The sequence below is a fragment of the Microcoleus sp. B9-D4 genome (assembly GCF_036705105.1).
In the GTDB taxonomy this organism is placed as follows: Bacteria; Cyanobacteriota; Cyanobacteriia; order Cyanobacteriales; family Microcoleaceae; genus Microcoleus.
The window spans coordinates 1-15,791 of record NZ_JAUBTS010000099.1; the positions used below are offsets into that span (position 1 = coordinate 1).

11 protein-coding genes are annotated in these 15,791 nt (G+C 46.2%); 8 read left to right on the forward strand and 3 right to left on the reverse strand.

Going from position 1 to position 15,791, the window contains the following annotated elements; all coding sequences use genetic code 11:
* Window positions 1-1,033: 1,033 nt before the first annotated feature.
* The 3 genes from psb27 to QUB24_RS31370 form a co-directional block, all read right to left on the reverse strand.
* Complete coding sequence (gene psb27 / locus QUB24_RS31360; RefSeq protein ID WP_242717360.1) at window positions 1,034-1,432, reverse strand: photosystem II protein Psb27; 399 nt, start codon at window positions 1,430-1,432, stop codon at window positions 1,034-1,036.
* A 148-nt stretch (window positions 1,433-1,580) separates the two neighbouring features.
* Window positions 1,581-2,834: a DNA replication/repair protein RecF gene (locus QUB24_RS31365; RefSeq protein WP_333157469.1), complete on the reverse strand. Its 1,254-nt coding sequence runs from the start codon at window positions 2,832-2,834 to the stop codon at window positions 1,581-1,583.
* 250 nt (window positions 2,835-3,084) lie between these two features.
* Entirely contained in the window at window positions 3,085-5,907 is a 2,823-nt protein-coding gene (locus QUB24_RS31370; protein WP_333157462.1) for a cation-transporting P-type ATPase, read from the reverse strand.
* Window positions 5,908-6,492: 585 nt separating this feature from the next.
* Here QUB24_RS31370 and QUB24_RS31375 point away from each other — a divergent pair.
* The 8 genes from QUB24_RS31375 to QUB24_RS31410 all read left to right on the forward strand — a co-directional run bounded on the left by QUB24_RS31375 (window position 6,493) and on the right by QUB24_RS31410 (window position 15,672).
* On the forward strand, window positions 6,493-7,725 hold the full coding sequence (locus tag QUB24_RS31375) for an RNA-guided endonuclease TnpB family protein (protein WP_333157463.1): 1,233 nt from the start codon (window positions 6,493-6,495) through the stop codon (window positions 7,723-7,725).
* A gap of 869 nt (window positions 7,726-8,594) precedes the next feature.
* On the forward strand, window positions 8,595-9,113 hold the full coding sequence (locus QUB24_RS31380; RefSeq protein ID WP_333037001.1) for a phycocyanin subunit beta: 519 nt from the start codon (window positions 8,595-8,597) through the stop codon (window positions 9,111-9,113).
* A gap of 102 nt (window positions 9,114-9,215) precedes the next feature.
* Complete coding sequence (gene cpcA / locus QUB24_RS31385) at window positions 9,216-9,704, forward strand: phycocyanin subunit alpha (RefSeq protein ID WP_006631256.1); 489 nt, start codon at window positions 9,216-9,218, stop codon at window positions 9,702-9,704.
* 149 nt (window positions 9,705-9,853) lie between these two features.
* Window positions 9,854-10,669, forward strand: coding sequence for a phycobilisome linker polypeptide (locus QUB24_RS31390; protein ID WP_333157464.1), 816 nt, complete (start codon window positions 9,854-9,856; stop codon window positions 10,667-10,669).
* 193 nt (window positions 10,670-10,862) lie between these two features.
* Window positions 10,863-11,732 (forward strand): phycobilisome linker polypeptide, encoded by an 870-nt coding sequence (locus QUB24_RS31395; protein ID WP_333157465.1) that lies wholly within the window; start codon window positions 10,863-10,865, stop codon window positions 11,730-11,732.
* A 257-nt stretch (window positions 11,733-11,989) separates the two neighbouring features.
* Entirely contained in the window at window positions 11,990-12,274 is a 285-nt protein-coding gene (locus QUB24_RS31400) for a phycobilisome linker polypeptide (RefSeq protein ID WP_333157466.1), read from the forward strand.
* Window positions 12,275-12,511: 237 nt separating this feature from the next.
* Complete coding sequence (locus QUB24_RS31405; RefSeq protein ID WP_333157467.1) at window positions 12,512-13,351, forward strand: HEAT repeat domain-containing protein; 840 nt, start codon at window positions 12,512-12,514, stop codon at window positions 13,349-13,351.
* Between the two features lie 398 nt (window positions 13,352-13,749).
* On the forward strand, window positions 13,750-15,672 hold the full coding sequence (locus QUB24_RS31410) for a hypothetical protein (protein WP_333157468.1): 1,923 nt from the start codon (window positions 13,750-13,752) through the stop codon (window positions 15,670-15,672).
* Window positions 15,673-15,791: the final 119 nt, after the last annotated feature.

The window sequence follows — 15,791 nt, forward strand, 5'->3', positions numbered from 1 at the left end:
ATCTTAAAAGCACTGGCTTAACCCTTACACCTGTTTAACTTTTAAGTTCTAGAGCGGAAGACTAGCACGCATCCTCCAGTAGGTACTTCAACACTTACCTTAAACCTAGTGGGCGAACCACTTAGACTGGTCAACTAGGCTCTTTCTGTGCCCGCGCTGTCTCGATACTCCGAGCAGCGCCGGGTGATTGACGGGAGAATTGAATGGGGTTTTCTGGTTTAAATTGGGTGGCAATCGCATTTTTGCGATCGCGCTCAACAAGCAGCTACAAATTTTCTACTTTTTTCGGTTGACCTAGTTATGGCACAAGTCGATCGCACAATGCAAATTCTATCTGGCGGCTATTTAAATTCCATAAGGGCGATCGGGTAAGATAAGACTCGGCGATTAAACCGTTTTGCAGTATTTTTTCCCTAAATGCTGCATAAAAAAGCGCCTGAATACAGTGGGCGCTAAAAGCAGTTGATATTTCTACTAAAAATTGTTAACACTCAAATATCAAGGATGAAAGATGAATTAGTGAAATACCCAAACTAAACGGAATACCGTTATAGTTCGGGCTTCGTGTCTCGTTTGCCGTTGCGGGCGTTGGGTATCCCATTGCTGGGTATTCGTCACCCAAGACGATCCGAGTCTGACACAGCATAAGAAAGGCTTTTACACCCTTTATCCCTTCCTAGGGAACCCACGCATAAACCCTGTTTCCCAAGGCAAAAAACTATTTCGTACAACAAACATGGATTATATTTCACAACAGGGCGTACCTTGTCAACCAGCGGTCTGTTCTTTCCCCCTTTCTCTCGCAGTTGTCCGGGGCCAAGCATCTTACTGCTACTTTCGCCTGTTGTTTGCAGTCGAGTGGGTGGGTCGCAACCACTTATATTTTACACGTTTTTTGCTAGATAAATAGGAACTTGTCGCTCTTTTTCACAAGCCTTGCTTGGCTTATATCCCGACGCCCAATTGAGTACAATTACAGCGCGGGACTTACGCCAAAAGAGTTAAAATTTATCCTTGATCCTAAATTTTGAGATTAAGCTCCTCTGTTAAGAGCAGCTTCAATCTGCTGAAATTCTGACTCAAGACGCTTTTTCAATTTTTCAGGAACGGGACGGTTTGGATAGGAACTGTAATGTCCTGCCAAAGAGTTTAATGCCGTCCGCATTGTCGTGAAAGAGGCCAGCTTGGTAAGAGCGGGATCGCGGCGATAGGCAGCAAAAAAATCGTTGATACTTGTGCGAGCCTCCGCTTGAGCGGCTGCTTTTTCCGGCGTGCCCTCTGGCAAAGTGAGCGCTGTTCTCAAGCTCTTCACTAATGCTAATGTGTCTTGGCCATAATCTCCACTCAGAGTGGCCGGAACATTGGTACAGCCCGCTACGCCGATGACAACAACTAATACCAGGGCTAACAGACGGGAAATGTAATGCTTCATAAGGTTTAGAAAAATGGAAGCGAAAGCGGCAATCAAAATTAACCTTTATCCTATCTCGAATTGAGCTAATAATGCCAATTTTTCAATTTTTTTTGCATTAATACCATGAAACATAAAATTTGTCAATCCAAAATCTAAAATCTAAAATCTAAAATCGATTGATTTGTCCAGCAACGACGGAGAGAATTTGGGTTTGTCGCAGCCACTGAGCATCAAAAGCGCCTAGATGAGTTGTAGTAATCAGAGTTTGAAATCGTTCTTGAATTGTTTCTAAAAGTTGATTTTGGCGGCTCAGATCGAGTTCTGCAAGTACGTCGTCGAGCAACAGTAAAGGCGCTTCGCCGACGACTTCTTCAATAAGCTGCAATTCGGCTAATTTTAATGCTAATACCAGAGTTCGCTGCTGACCTTGGGATGCGTATTGACGAGCTGGGGTATTGTTAATGGTAAATGTAATGTCGTCGCGGTGGGGGCCGACTAAAGTGGTTCCTTGAAACTGTTCTGCGATCGCCCTTTTTTGAATTTTCTCTAAAAATGCTTGCCGCACTCCTTCGAGATTATCTTTAGCGATAAATTCTGAACTTACTTCAATATTAGCATCGTATTTTACATCTAAAACTTCTGCTGAACCGCTAATTGAACGGTGCCAATTTCGAGCTAAAGGCATCAAACGCTCCAAAATTCGATCGCGCCTGCGGATGACGCGAGCGCCCGCTGTCGCCAACTGCGCGTCCCACAAAGCTAATTCCGAACTGGGAATGGGGAATTGGGAATGGGGCATTGGGAATGGGGCATTGGGCATTGGGAATTCTGCGATATTTTGGTCTTCGGGAGTTTCATATCCGATAAATCGCATTTTGTCAAAACCTTCGGAAAATTCCGCTTTCCTGATTTCTTTAGAACGTTTCAACAGAGCGTTTCGCTGGCGCAAAATTTGGTTGTACTGCTGCAAGATGTGAGCGTAAATCGGTTCTAACTGGATGACGAGGCGATCGATCCAATTGCGCCTTCCTTCGGGCCCGCCGCGCACTAAGTCCAAATCCAAACAAGAAAATTGCACTACATTTAAGACGCTCAAAAAGTCTAAATGGCGGCGCAGCGGTTCACCGTTGAGCTTCAGTGTCCGACGCGCCGCAGAGCGAAGAGTTAAAGCTAAGTCGATCGCTCCGGTTTGACGTTCGAGTGTAGCATCAATTTGCCCGATCGGCTTTGAGTCGAGTATTAAATCGCGATCGCGCCCTACCCTGTGGCTTTTTAATGTGGAAAGCAACTCTACCGCTTCTAACAAGTTAGATTTTCCTTGAGCGTTATTTCCTACTAAAATGGTTTTGGGAGCGTCAAACGCTACCTTTTGATCGAAGTAGTTCCGAAACTGCCGTAGGTGCAGCGTTTTTAAATACATAATATAATGACTGTTGACTGTTGACTGTTGACTGTTCACGTGGGTTATTGATAATCACCCTGCCTGAAAAATCTTTGTTTTTCTTTGTATTTTTAAAACATAGTTTTTTCAGTCCTCATAGCGAGGACTTTTGCTTTGAGGCAGGGGTTAAAAACCCCTGCGGGATATCTTGCGGATGTTGAGAAGAGCGCGGAATGAGAGCCATCTAACGAATAATGAAACATCGCTCCTTATCCGTCAGCCGTTAACACTATTTCCTAGATTTGTTGTAAAAGCGCACAAACAGTTTTTCCATTTCGATCCAGACAAACATCAGAGCGCTGAAACCGAAGCAAACCAACAACTCAAACCCCGTTAAATAATGAGTGCCGAAAAAGGCTCTCAGCGGCGGAACGTAAATCAGCATCAATTGCAGAATAGTAGTCACAATTACAGCCCCCCAGACAAAAACATTAGTCAAGGGATTTAACTCGATAGTTAGCTGAGTGTTAGACCGAATTGCGATCGCGTGACCCATTTGTGCCAAACAAAGAGTTGTAAACACCATTGTTTTCCAAGCATCTGGATCGCCGTGTCCGGGAGAGTGAGTATATCCATAAGCCCAGGACATCATTGCGATCGTCAAAATTGCAAAAATAATCCCGATCCGAATCATGTAAGAACCCAAACCCCGCGCAAAAATACTTTCTCGCGGACTGAAAGGAGGTCTTTTCATCACGTTCGGTTCCCCCGGTTCCACCGCCAAGGCCAAAGCGGGAACGCCGTCTGTTACTAAGTTCATCCACAAAATTTGCAGCGGCGTCAGCGGCACTCCTCCCAAACCCATTAAAGGTGCGGCCGCAATTGTCAAAACTTCGCCGATGTTGCTGCCCAAAATGTATTTAATAAAGCGGCGAATATTGCTATAAACCACTCGCCCTTCTTCAGCGGCGGCGACAATAGTTGCGAAGTTGTCGTCGAGGAGCACCATATCGCTAGCTTCTTTGCTGACATCGGTGCCGGTAATCCCCATTGCGATGCCGATATCGGCTTGTTTCAAGGCGGGGGCGTCGTTAACTCCGTCGCCGGTCATGGCGACAAATTTGCCCCAACTTTGCAAAGCTTGGACAATCCGTAATTTGTGTTCGGGGGAGACGCGGGCGTAAACGCTAACCTGTTCGACTTGCTGTTTGAGTTCTTCTTGGCTGAGTTTTTCTAATTCTTGACCGGTGAGAACTCGATCGCCCTCTGTTGCAATACCTAAATCGTAGGCGATGGCTTTGGCTGTCAACTGGTGGTCTCCTGTAATCATCACCACCCGAATGCCAGCATTGCGGCACTTAACCACAGCTTCCCGCACTTCCGGCCGCGGGGCGTCCAGCATACTGACGAGTCCCAGCCAAATCATGTCTTGTTCGCTGGTTTCCTCAGAACCTTCGGGCGGCAAGTTTTCCCAGAGTTTGTACGCAAACCCGAGGACTCGCAAACCGCCGCTTGCCATGTTGTTGTTTTCGACGAGGATGCGATCGCGCATTTCCTGGGTTAAAGGTTGTACTCGATCGCCGACTATAATGCCTTTGCAGCGCTCCAAGGTCAACTCTGGAGAACCTTTGGTCAGCATCAAATAATTCGACTGCTGTCCTGTTTCTGCGGGAAATCCCGAATGTCCCGATCTGCCGGGCACTTCGCAAATCACGCTCATCCGCTTGCGTTCCGAAGAAAAAGGAAATTCCGCCGTCCGTGGTAGCAATTGAGACTGTTTTTCCTTATAAATGCCTGCTTTTCCGGCTACACAAAGCAGAGCTCCTTCTGTGGGGTCGCCTAATATCTGCCATTCTTGCTTTTCTTGTTGCAACACTGCGTCGTTGCAAACTGCACAGGCAATTAATAAAGATTCGAGTTCTGGATATTCCTCTAAATTATTAATTTTGGCCGATGTCAGGCGATCGGTAAAATCTCCGATCGGCGCATAGCCAGATCCTGCGACGGCGACTGTGCAGTCGCCCGTAGACACTAGCTGAACTACCATTTTGTTTTGAGTCAGAGTACCTGTTTTGTCAGAACAAATGGTAGTTACCGATCCCAAAGTTTCTACAGCAGGCAGTTTGCGAATCAGGGCGTTTCGCTTCACCATCCGCCTAGTTCCGAGTGCTAGAGTGACTGTCACGACTGCTGCGAGTCCTTCGGGAACTACAGCCACAGCCATGCTTAGAGAAACTTCTAACAACTCTTCCCACCTGCTGGTATCGAACCCAATGCTGCCGTTTTGGAAGGTAATCATACCGCCGATGACGACAATTGCGACTAAGCTTAGGGCTCCGGAGACTAGAACATTTCCCAACTGGCTCATCCGCTGTTGCAGGGGAGTCGGTTCGCTTTCTACTGACTGAAGCATGGTGGCAATTTTGCCCAGTTCAGTTTGCATTCCAGTGTTGGTGACGATCGCCTTTGCTCGTCCCTGAACAACTTCTGTGCCCTGAAAAATCAGGTTGAGTCGATCGCCCAAGGAAGCATCTTCTGGAAGTTCTAGCTCTGCTTGCTTGGTGACTGCTAGAGCTTCTCCTGTCAAAGCAGATTCTCTGACTTGCAGATTTGATGTTTCGATCAAGCGTGCGTCTGCTGCTATTTTTACCCCAGCCTCCAACAGCATTACGTCTCCGGGTACGAGTTCCTTGGCGGCTATTTCCGAAGTTTTGCCGTCCCGCAGGACTCTGACTAGGGGGGAAGCGAGGTTTTTAAGGGCTGCGAGGGCTTTTTCAGCACTTTGCTCTTGGAAATAGCCGAGAATGCCGTTGAGTATGACGATCGCAAAAATGGCGATCGCATCTTTGGGAAAAGTATTCGACCTGATGTCCAAAAAACCCGAAATCACGGCCACACCCATCAGCATCAACAACATGATGTTGGTGAACTGATCGACAAAAATCGACCACGGACTGCGGCCTCCTGTTTCTTCTAGTTCGTTGGGGCCGTATTGCTGCAAGCGTTCTGACACCTGTTTGCTGCTCAAGCCAGCGTCTTTGTTGCTGCTTAGCTGCTGGAGAGTTTGGTCAATTGCTACGGTGTGCCAAGAAGAGGGAGAATTTGAAGACATAAATTACGATCGATCATGGGGCATAAAGGTGGTTGTGGCCGGACAGCTACAGCCGATGGATGTGGCTGATTACAGTGAGAGACTTTTAAGTTTTGAGTTTTGAATAAAAAACTGTTTAACTTGGGACTGGTTTGGGGCCGTTCGATGCCGGGGAAGCAAAAAGCTTTTAACTTCAATGCGTCTGGTGGCTCGATCGCGCCCTTTGTACGCCTACGGCTGATAGCACTTATCCACCTTACCAAAAATAATGGGTTTAAAGCCCCGTCATAAGCTTGACGGAAGCCCAAGCAGTGATTCTTGGAATCCTGCGGTACGGCCGGGGTTTGAAACTGTAACGTAATTCTTGGACAGAGTTACCCATTGATGGAATTTTGGGGTAACTCTCTAGCCAGCCTCTCGATAACGTCACTAAGACTGCTTGCAGTAAGTTCAACTTGCTTGAACTCTAGCCACTTAGTAGCAGTCTCGGTCAGACTTAGGTTGACTTTACGCTTAGGCTCGCTGTAGATCTTTTTTCTAGGCATTTTGTCATTCCGCATTAATTCCGCATACAATAAGAGTAAGGCAGAAATGAGGTAAAAGCAAATGTTACTCAGCTTCAGGACGGAATTAATGCCTAACAATAAGCAGGTGACTAGATTTCGGCAACATTGCGGGGTAGCAAGACACGCTTACAACTGGGCGAATTCAATCATCCTTGAAACCTTGAAACTCAGGGAAGCCGACAAAACGGTTAAGATTCCTTCCGCTATCGATCTTCACAAGCGTTTAGTAGGGGAAATTAAACCTCTGCATCCCTGGTATTACGAGTCATCTAAGGCAAGTCCGCAGCAGGCTCTGACTGAATTGAGAACGGCTTGGGATAGATGCTTCAAAAAGGTATCTAACCAACCTAGGTTCAAGAAAAAAGGTGTGTCAGGTGACTCTTTCTACCTAGAGCAAGGAACCAAAGCAAAACCAGGAATTAATAACGATGGCAAGCGTGTCAAGTTACCTAAAATTGGTTGGGTTAGGCTGCACGAACCATTACCAATTACGGCATTTCACAACTGTGTAATCAGTCGAAAAGCCGACAGATGGTTCATTGCTTTTAAATACGAAATTGAACAGCCCGCAACTCCACCTGACCGTCCTACTGCTGGTGTCGATATCGGCATCAAAGAATTAGCTGTTTGTTCTAACGGTCAAGTCTTTGCCAATCCCAAAGCTTACCGTGGGATGAGTCGTAAAATGAAACGCCTGCAACGCCGTGTTAGCAAGCGAGTGAAAGGGTCTAACAACCGCAATTCGGCAATCGCTAAACTAGCCAAGCTGCACCTAAAAGTGTCAAACATCCGAAAAGACGCCATTCACAAGCTGACAACTTACCTCGCCAAAAACCACAGTGAGGTCAAGATCGAAGACTTGAATGTCAAGGCATTTTTGAAGAACCACAAGTTAGCTGGTGCAATCGCTGATTGCGGAATGTACGAATTTAAGCGGCAATTGGAATATAAAACCCAAAAGTTTAACTCCGAGTTGACGCTTGTAGATCGATTCTTCCCTAGCAGTCAAATTTGCTCAAGTTGCTGCAATCATCGGCACAAGATGCCGTTGAAAGTCCGAGTTTTTGAATGTCCCGATTGCGGAAATATTCAAGACCGTGATTTAAACGCAGCCAAGAACATAGAACGTTGGTTTGAAGGTATTTTTGTACCGGAACGTTCTGAGAAGGCGGTGAGTTCCACCGCATCAGCCTGCGGAGTAGACAAACCCGACAACAGTCATGTTGTCGCTACTGTGAAACAGGAAGTTAACACCAAAATCACCTATGTCTAGCTATGTCGATATTTGGGTAGCTATGGGTAAGTTTAGTGGAACGGATGTCAATATATAGATGAAGAAAGTTTTTTTGCAACCGCAGCAGGACAAACAGTAGATGCTTGGTCTGGGGTCAAATCCAATGACTCCCCAGACCAAGCATCCCCGCGTTATGAAAGACCGGGCCCGGTCTTTCTACTTTCAACGGCTGATATTTCCGGCAAAAGCTGAGGCTGTGGCGAGGGGGCTCACAATCTTGGGGATTTTTCCCACACCGAATTTTGCAGGCCTCCTGACATTGGGCAGAATTTTTGGTTTTTTCCCTATTCCCTAGCCTTCTTTTACGAAAACTTTAATTTACTTAACACTTCTTAACAATTCCGCTTTTCCAGAGAAAGCCAACAAAGGCGATCTGCCCACGGGACGGTTCCTGGCAGTTCCACCCCCACAGCAGGGCGATCGAAGCAAACTCTTCGTTTATGAGTACCCTCGCGCATCTATCCTAGGAAGGAGATTTGCCCGCACTTGCACCCCAAATATTTACCTTCTTAGAGAGATAAGTTTCTGTAATAATTTGTAATAAACAAACGCAGGCGAGCATTGTATAAAGATTATCAGAGGGTTGAAACGACAGGCCAAAGTTAACAAAAACCCTGATTGACAAGGTTTGTCGCATCTCATAAAAGGTGTAAAATTTTCTAAGGTTTCTTAAACCTCCGTTGCAATGTAACAATAGTGCAGGTAGCGGAAAGGGAGAGATCGATGGGACCAGCAGATTAGCTGGCATCAAATTTCAACCCTTGCAGGCACTCGTAGCCTGAACAACTTTAACTTAACGGTTTTATACCGCAACCAAACTCAATTAACTCAAATAGGAGAGTTCTTTCATGTTTGACGCATTTACAAAAGTGGTTTCCCAATCTGACGCTCGGGGCGAATTTCTAGCTCAGGGTCAACTAGATGCTCTCAGCAGCATGGTTTCCGACGCCAACAAGCGGATTGACGCAGTAAACCGCATCACCGGCAACGCATCCAGCATCGTAGCCAATGCAGCTCGCACCCTGTTCGCTGAACAGCCTCAACTGATCGCTCCTGGTGGCAATGCGTACACCAACCGCCGCATGGCAGCTTGCTTGCGCGATATGGAAATCATTTTGCGCTACGTCACCTATGCAACATTTGCAGGCGACGCCAGCGTTTTGGACGACCGCTGCTTGAACGGTCTGCGTGAAACATACCAAGCTCTGGGAGTTCCCGGTGGCTCAGTTGCAGCCGGCGTGCAAAAAATGAAGGAAGCAGCAATCGCGATCGCTAACGACCCCAACGGCGTTACCCGTGGTGATTGCAGCTCGCTGATGTCTGAAATCGGCAGCTACTTCGACCGCGCTGCCAATGCAGTCGGCTAAAAATAGCCCAGCGAACCTTTCTTGTAAAGAAGCGAGCATCGCATTTTTGCAAACAATCATTTTTGTACAAAAACAACACAACATTAGGGAGAAACCAGAACAATGAAAACCCCTTTGACTGAAGCAGTAACCGCAGCCGATTCTCAAGGCCGTTTCCTGAGCAGCACTGAACTGCAAGTCGCCTTCGGACGTTTCCGCCAAGCAGCAGCAGGTTTGGAAGCAGCCAAGGCTTTGACCGCCAACTCTCAGCGCTTGATCGACGGTGCAGCTCAAGCTGTGTACAACAAATTCCCGTACACGCAACAAATGCAAGGCCCTAACTACGCTTCTACCCCAACAGGTAAAGCCAAGTGCTCTCGCGACATCGGCTACTACCTGCGGATGGTAACCTACTGCTTAGTTGCAGGCGGCACAGGTCCGATGGACGAGTACCTGATTGCAGGTGTTGACGAAATCAACCGGACATTTGAATTGTCTCCTAGCTGGTACGTTGAAGCTCTCAAGTACATCAAAGGCAACCACGGTCTGAGTGGCGACGCTGCAACTGAAGCGAATTCCTACATCGACTACGCAATCAACGCTCTGAGCTAGATTTGCGTGATGCCCGGAATTGTAAGCTGCTGTTAGCTTAAGTGTTAGCGGTTGTTTAGAATTCCGGGCATCTGCGATCAAAGCCTAGTTTTGCAAATACTTTTTTTAAGCAGTTTTCAGTTTTTAAAGCAAAAAAGGGAGAAGCGAAGATGGCGGGATTAGGTGCAGCAGAACGGTTGGGAATAAAAGCATTTGAAGAAGCGGGACGAGTAGAACTGCGCCCCCACTGGACGCAAGACGATGCGAAAGCAGTTATTCGCGCTGCTTACAGCCAAGTTTTCGGCAACGAGTATTTAATGTCGAGCGAACGACTTACCAGTGCTGAATCTCTGCTGATGCAGGGGCAGATTTCAGTGAAAGATTTTGTGCGGTCAATTGCACATTCCGAAACTTATCGGAAAAAGTTTTTTTATCCGAACTCGCAAACGCGCTTAATCGAGCTTAATTATAAGCATTTGTTGGGCCGCGCTCCTTACGACGAGTCGGAAATTGCTTTCCACGTTGATTTATACAATGCAGAAGGCTACGAAGCTGAAATCAATTCTTACATTGACTCAGTTGAGTATGAAGAAAATTTTGGCGAAAGTATAGTGCCTTACTATCGCGGTTTTGCGACTCAAAGAGGTCAAAAAACCGTCGGTTTTAACCGGATGTTTCAATTGTACCGGGGTTTTGCTTCTAGCGATCGCGCCCAAAACCAAAAGCAAGCGCGGCTAACCTGGGAAGTTGCCAGAAATACGGCTTCACCCATCTCCACCGCCTCCACCGGAAAAGCCCTTGGCGGTACCTCCGGCGGTTCTCGCGGGCAACTCTACCGAGTCACCGCAATGCAAGGTTCGGCTAAGTTTTCGCCTCAAGTGCGACGGACTACTACCGAATATCTCGTGCCTTACGAGCAACTTTCGAGCCGCTTGCAGCAAATCAACAAACGTGGCGGCAAAGTGGTAAGTATTACCACAGCTTAAAGTTTGTGTATTGACGTTTTTTTGAAACGTCTTTAGCAAATTAGGACTAAGGATAAAAAATTCTTCAATTTTATGTGTATAGGTAAGGTGTGCAGTGCACACCCTACTTTGAGGCATATTATCCTTAGTCCTAAAAATTTCAAGTGCAACCAAGCATTAAACTTTTGTCATTAATAATTTAGGAGAAAATCTGGTGGCGATTACGACAGCAGCGTCCAGACTGGGAACATCCGCATTGAGCGATGCGCCGAAGGTAGAACTGCGCCCGAACTACAGCAAAGACGACGTTGAAACTGTGATTCGTGCGGTTTACCGTCAGGTGCTGGGCAACGACTATTTAATGAAATCCGAGCGACTTACAAGTTCCGAGTCTTTGCTGCGGGACGGCAGTTTGACTGTACGAGAATTTGTACGGGCTGTAGCTAAGTCAGAACTGTACAAAACCAAGTTTTTCTACAACAGCTTCCAAACTCGGACGATCGAACTAAACTACAAACACTTGCTCGGTCGCGCTCCCTACGACGAATCTGAAGTAGTTGAGCACTTAGATTTGTACCAAACACAAGGCTACGACGCTGATATTGATTCTTACATCGATTCAGTAGAGTATCAAGAAAACTTCGGCGAAAGTATCGTACCTTACTACCGCGGCTTTAACACCCAGCGTGGTCAAAAAACCGTCGGTTTTACCCGGATGTTCCGGTTGTATCGCGGCTATGCAAACAGCGATACATCTCAACTAGAAGGCAATAACTCTCGCTTAGCTGTCGAACTCGGCACTAACAGCGCTACGGCTGTAGTTGGGCCTTCTGGCGGTAACGAAGGTTGGGCATATCGGCCTTCTGCCAGAAACGTAACTCCCAGCAGCACTTTCGGCGGCGCTGCTGCTTACGGCAAAGAAGGGCGGCTGGTGCGCGTGGAAGTTTCGGGAATTCGCACGGGCGGCTATCCCAGCGTGCGCCGCAGCAGCAAGGCTTTCATCGTACCTGTTGAGGAGTTGTCCTCGCAAATGCAGAAATTTCAACGCATGGGCGCGAAAATCGCCAGCATTACTCCAATTTAGTCATACCAATTTAATGTGAAGTTGCACATATCTCGATCCCCCTAAATCCCCCTTAAGAAGGGGGACTTTGAGAAGAATCTTGTCCCACCCCCTACTCCCCTTATTAAGGGGGGTTAGGGGGGATCAGATTCTATGCAGCCTCATAAAAAATTGGTATTAGTTGGCAGTTGGCAGTTGGCAGTTACTAGCTTTTAGTCAACAGTCAACAGTCAACAGTCAATAGTCAACAGTCAGAATTACCAATTACCAAGAAGCTTATGTTGGGTCAAATTGTAGCTGGAAAAAGTGGCAATACAGCTTCGGCTAGTCGCTGCTTTCGGTATGAAGTTGTCGGCTTGCGCCAAAGCGATGAAACAGATAATGTGGATTATTCGATTCGATCGAGCGCGAGTACATTTATCACTGTGCCTTACAATCGGATGAATCAAGAAATGCAGCGGATTACTCGCATGGGCGGGAAAATTGTCAGCATTCATCCTTTAAACGCGGGTGCAGAATCATCCCATGAATCATCCCATGAATCATCCCACGATCACCAATAGTTTGGTTGCAGGGGCGATGAAAATCGCTCCGACACAAGCTAGAAGGGGCGATGAAAATCGCTCCTAGACAAACTTTCGTCCACTCCAAGCGGACTAAGAGTTAATGTAACCCGCCCCGGCGGGTTTTGTCTGTTTAGTAGCGATTTTAATCGGCCAGTTTCCCTAACCCTTGCAGGTTTTTTCTGGATAGCAGCCATTTCAAGAGCCGAATAACTAATAACTAATAACTAATAACTAATGACTATGAATTATTACGAATCCGACTCACCGCCGGCGGGTGTAGCTGAGGGCGAGTCTTTAACTGTTGAACAGGCGATCGCAAATTTGCACTCCCAAGATTACAGTCTCCGGTATTATGCTGCTTGGTGGGTGGGCAGATTTCGAGTCAAGGAACCGGCAGCTATTGCAGCTTTAATTGCCGCATTGGAAGAAGAGTCAGAACAAACGAAAATCGGCGACTATTCCCTATTGCGAAATGCGGCGCGGGCCCTGGGTAAATTGGGCGACAAACAAGCCTTACCTGCCCTGATTCGCTGTTTGGAATGCGCCGATTATTACGTGCGGGAAGCGGCGGCTCAAGCTCTAGAAATGCTGGGAGATCGCGATTCTATTGAGCCGCTAATGAAGCTATTGGATGGGGGCGTAGCTGTGGCTGTGCGAGTGCCAGGAAAATCGCACCTCGTGCAACCTTACGACTCGGTAATTGAAGCTTTGGGAACCCTGCAAGCGACAGAAGCAATACCGCTAATTTCACCTTTTTTAGAACATTCTGTGGAGCGGGTGCAGTACGCTGCGGCGCGGGCGATGTATCAGTTAACTGGTGAGCGGGTTTACGGAGAGCGGTTGGTAAGTGCTTTGAATGGGGCTAATTTGCAGTTGAGGCGATCGGCTTTGATGGACTTGGGGGCGATCGGCTATTTGCCGGGAGCGCAAGCTATTTCTGAGACTTTAGCAGAAAATAGCCTGAAATTGATTGCGCTCAAAGGAGTTTTGGAGCATCACCTCAATCAACAAGAATCTCTATCTTTGTCAGATGAGGCTATCCGCGTTATGGATTTAATGGATAGTTTACTGTGAAAAAAATTAGTTCACAACTAAAATAGGATTGCTGTAGCGATTCTCAATTGTCTGCCCTACATTCAGGAGACAGCACATTTCAGGACACAGCGCCGTGCTGTTTCCCTACCGCATATCTGTATTTCATGGAGTTGAGAACTATTTTATCGGTTTGATCCGGGTGAATATATGACCGATTATTTGATGGAATGAGGGAGGGGGCTTTAGGTACTAATTATTATAAATTTCAGTGAAAATACTGAGGTTTGTAGCTGTAGTTGGTGAAACCGAACTGTTAAAATAATATTACCATCTGGATGAGTTTTCAGTTAAAAAAGTTTGGGTTTTGACTGCGGGCGATCGCGGAATGCTGGGAGATGGTTGTGTAGCGGCTAGAAGTATAAATCGGGGGATTCACCATGAGCAACGACGCTTTTGAAGTCCAGGTGCAACATTTTGCAGCGCTGAAGTCCAAGTATCAAGCAACAAAATATGAAGATTCATCTCCCTCTAGTCTTCTGTATCTCATTCTGCGAAAAGCTGATTTAGAATTGGAAATTACTAAATTTGAGTGGATTTGGTTACAAGAGCATGAGCTTTTGGAAACAAGAAAAGCTATCGAGCAAGAGCCACAACGTAAGAAGGAAGAACCCAAAAAACTCGATGCTAAATTTTCTCAACTCAAGTCTAAGTTTAAAGTAACCAGAGGGGTACCCATGTCCAGTGCTTTGTATCCTATCCTTTGGAAACTTGAATCAGAAAATCAGCTAACTAACTTAGAAGTTAAATATCTCCAACAAGTACACGGGCTTACTGAAACAGTTGCTATCGTTGAAGATATGGCGCGATTTGCTGCACTAAAGGCTAAGTACCGAGCCACAAAACATCAAGACTCATTGCCTGAAAGTCATCTCTATCAAATTTTGAATAAACTAGAAGCTGAAAAACCGTTAAATGATTCAGAGGTTAAATGGCTGAAGAAACAAGAACTATTTGACACCCTGGGAATTCTTCAAGAAAAAGAAGCTGTAAGAGAAGCTGAGTTTGCCCAACTCAAGGATAAGTACAAAGCTAGTGAATACCCAGAAACATCTGTATCAAGTCCGTTGTATCCCATCCTGAAAAATCTTGAGGCAGATAAGCAGTTGAGCGAGTCAGAACTTAACTGGCTGGAAGAGCATCAACTTAGCGAAACGCTTAGCATTGTTTTGGAGATGGAACAAACACGGCACTTTGCTGAACTGAAAGTTAAGTATAAAGCTACTACTTATGAGGATTCATCCCTCTCTAGCCATCTGTATAAAGTTCTCAAAAAAATTGATTTAGAAAATCCGCTAGGTGAGCCGGATATTAACTTTCTGAAAAAGCGTAAACTAACTGAGACAATTACTCTGGCGCTTGACAAATATGCTGCTAGTCTCAAGTCCAAAATTCAAGCGGGAGAGCAGTTGAGTGAGGCTGATTTGGATTGGGTGAAACAGAATGGACGTGATGATGTAATTACTTTTGCTATTGACAAATATGCTGCTAGTCTGAAATCCAAAATCCAATCGGGAGAGCTGTTGAGTGAGGCTGATATTGATTGGGTGAAACAGAATGGACGTGAGGATGTAATTACTTTTGCCCAAGAAAAGGAATTTGCTGCTCTCAAGGTCAAGTATCGGATTATAGATCGTGATTTCCCTTTCGATCCGTTTTACGCAATCATGGTCAAATTGGAGAAAGAAGAGCGTCTAGATCCTGTGTTAGTTGTTCAGTTAATACAACAGAAACTTTTAGCTAGTCATGGAAGGATTGCTATTGCCTACCACAGGCTTGAAGCGCGTTTCTATGAGGAGGAATATGAGCGCACTGGAAATAAATGGAACTTGCCCAACGCCAGCAGTCATTGGCGCAAGGCAGATGAACCGGAAAGTGCATTGCAGGTGACAGAAAATCTGGACTTCGACCAAATCAAAGAAAATAAGCTCAAGTCCGCTTTGCTAACAACGAGGGGCGGTGCTTTCCGAGATATTGATAAATTAGATGATGCTGAAAAGTGCGCGCTCAAAGCTATTGAGTATCAGCCTCAGAGTCATCATCCTTACACTTTGATGGGAGCTATTTGTTTTGAGCGGAGTCAATTTTCAGAGGGTGAGCGTTGGTTTAACGAGGCAATTAAACGCGGTGCTGAATCAGAAGATATAGATTCCGAACTCAAGCAGGTTGTCAAAAATGCTAAGGATGAGAAGCGTCGGGAAGTTGTGGAATATCTGCTGCAAAAAAATCCGCAGCGCTATGCTTGGGCTAAGTCTTATCGGAAGCGCCAAGGCGGTGAGGATGCACAGCGCAAGAATTCCTAGCGCGGGTATGGAGTCGAGTTTTTTGCGGATTCGACTCTTTAACTAAGGATCGCGAATTAAATAACTTACAATTTTAATTGTTATTGTGGGATGGGCGTCCCGCCCGTCCTTTTTGGACG

Coding starts and splice junctions, on each gene's coding strand:
- psb27 (WP_242717360.1), bottom strand. CDS start 1,432: ATGAAGCATTACATTTCCCGTCTGTTAGCCCTGGTATTAGTTGTTGTC.
- QUB24_RS31365 (WP_333157469.1), bottom strand. CDS start 2,834: ATGTATTTAAAAACGCTGCACCTACGGCAGTTTCGGAACTACTTCGAT.
- QUB24_RS31370 (WP_333157462.1), bottom strand. CDS start 5,907: ATGTCTTCAAATTCTCCCTCTTCTTGGCACACCGTAGCAATTGACCAA.
- QUB24_RS31375 (WP_333157463.1), top strand. CDS start 6,493: ATGTTACTCAGCTTCAGGACGGAATTAATGCCTAACAATAAGCAGGTG.
- QUB24_RS31380 (WP_333037001.1), top strand. CDS start 8,595: ATGTTTGACGCATTTACAAAAGTGGTTTCCCAATCTGACGCTCGGGGC.
- cpcA (WP_006631256.1), top strand. CDS start 9,216: ATGAAAACCCCTTTGACTGAAGCAGTAACCGCAGCCGATTCTCAAGGC.
- QUB24_RS31390 (WP_333157464.1), top strand. CDS start 9,854: ATGGCGGGATTAGGTGCAGCAGAACGGTTGGGAATAAAAGCATTTGAA.
- QUB24_RS31400 (WP_333157466.1), top strand. CDS start 11,990: ATGTTGGGTCAAATTGTAGCTGGAAAAAGTGGCAATACAGCTTCGGCT.
- QUB24_RS31405 (WP_333157467.1), top strand. CDS start 12,512: ATGACTATGAATTATTACGAATCCGACTCACCGCCGGCGGGTGTAGCT.
- QUB24_RS31410 (WP_333157468.1), top strand. CDS start 13,750: ATGAGCAACGACGCTTTTGAAGTCCAGGTGCAACATTTTGCAGCGCTG.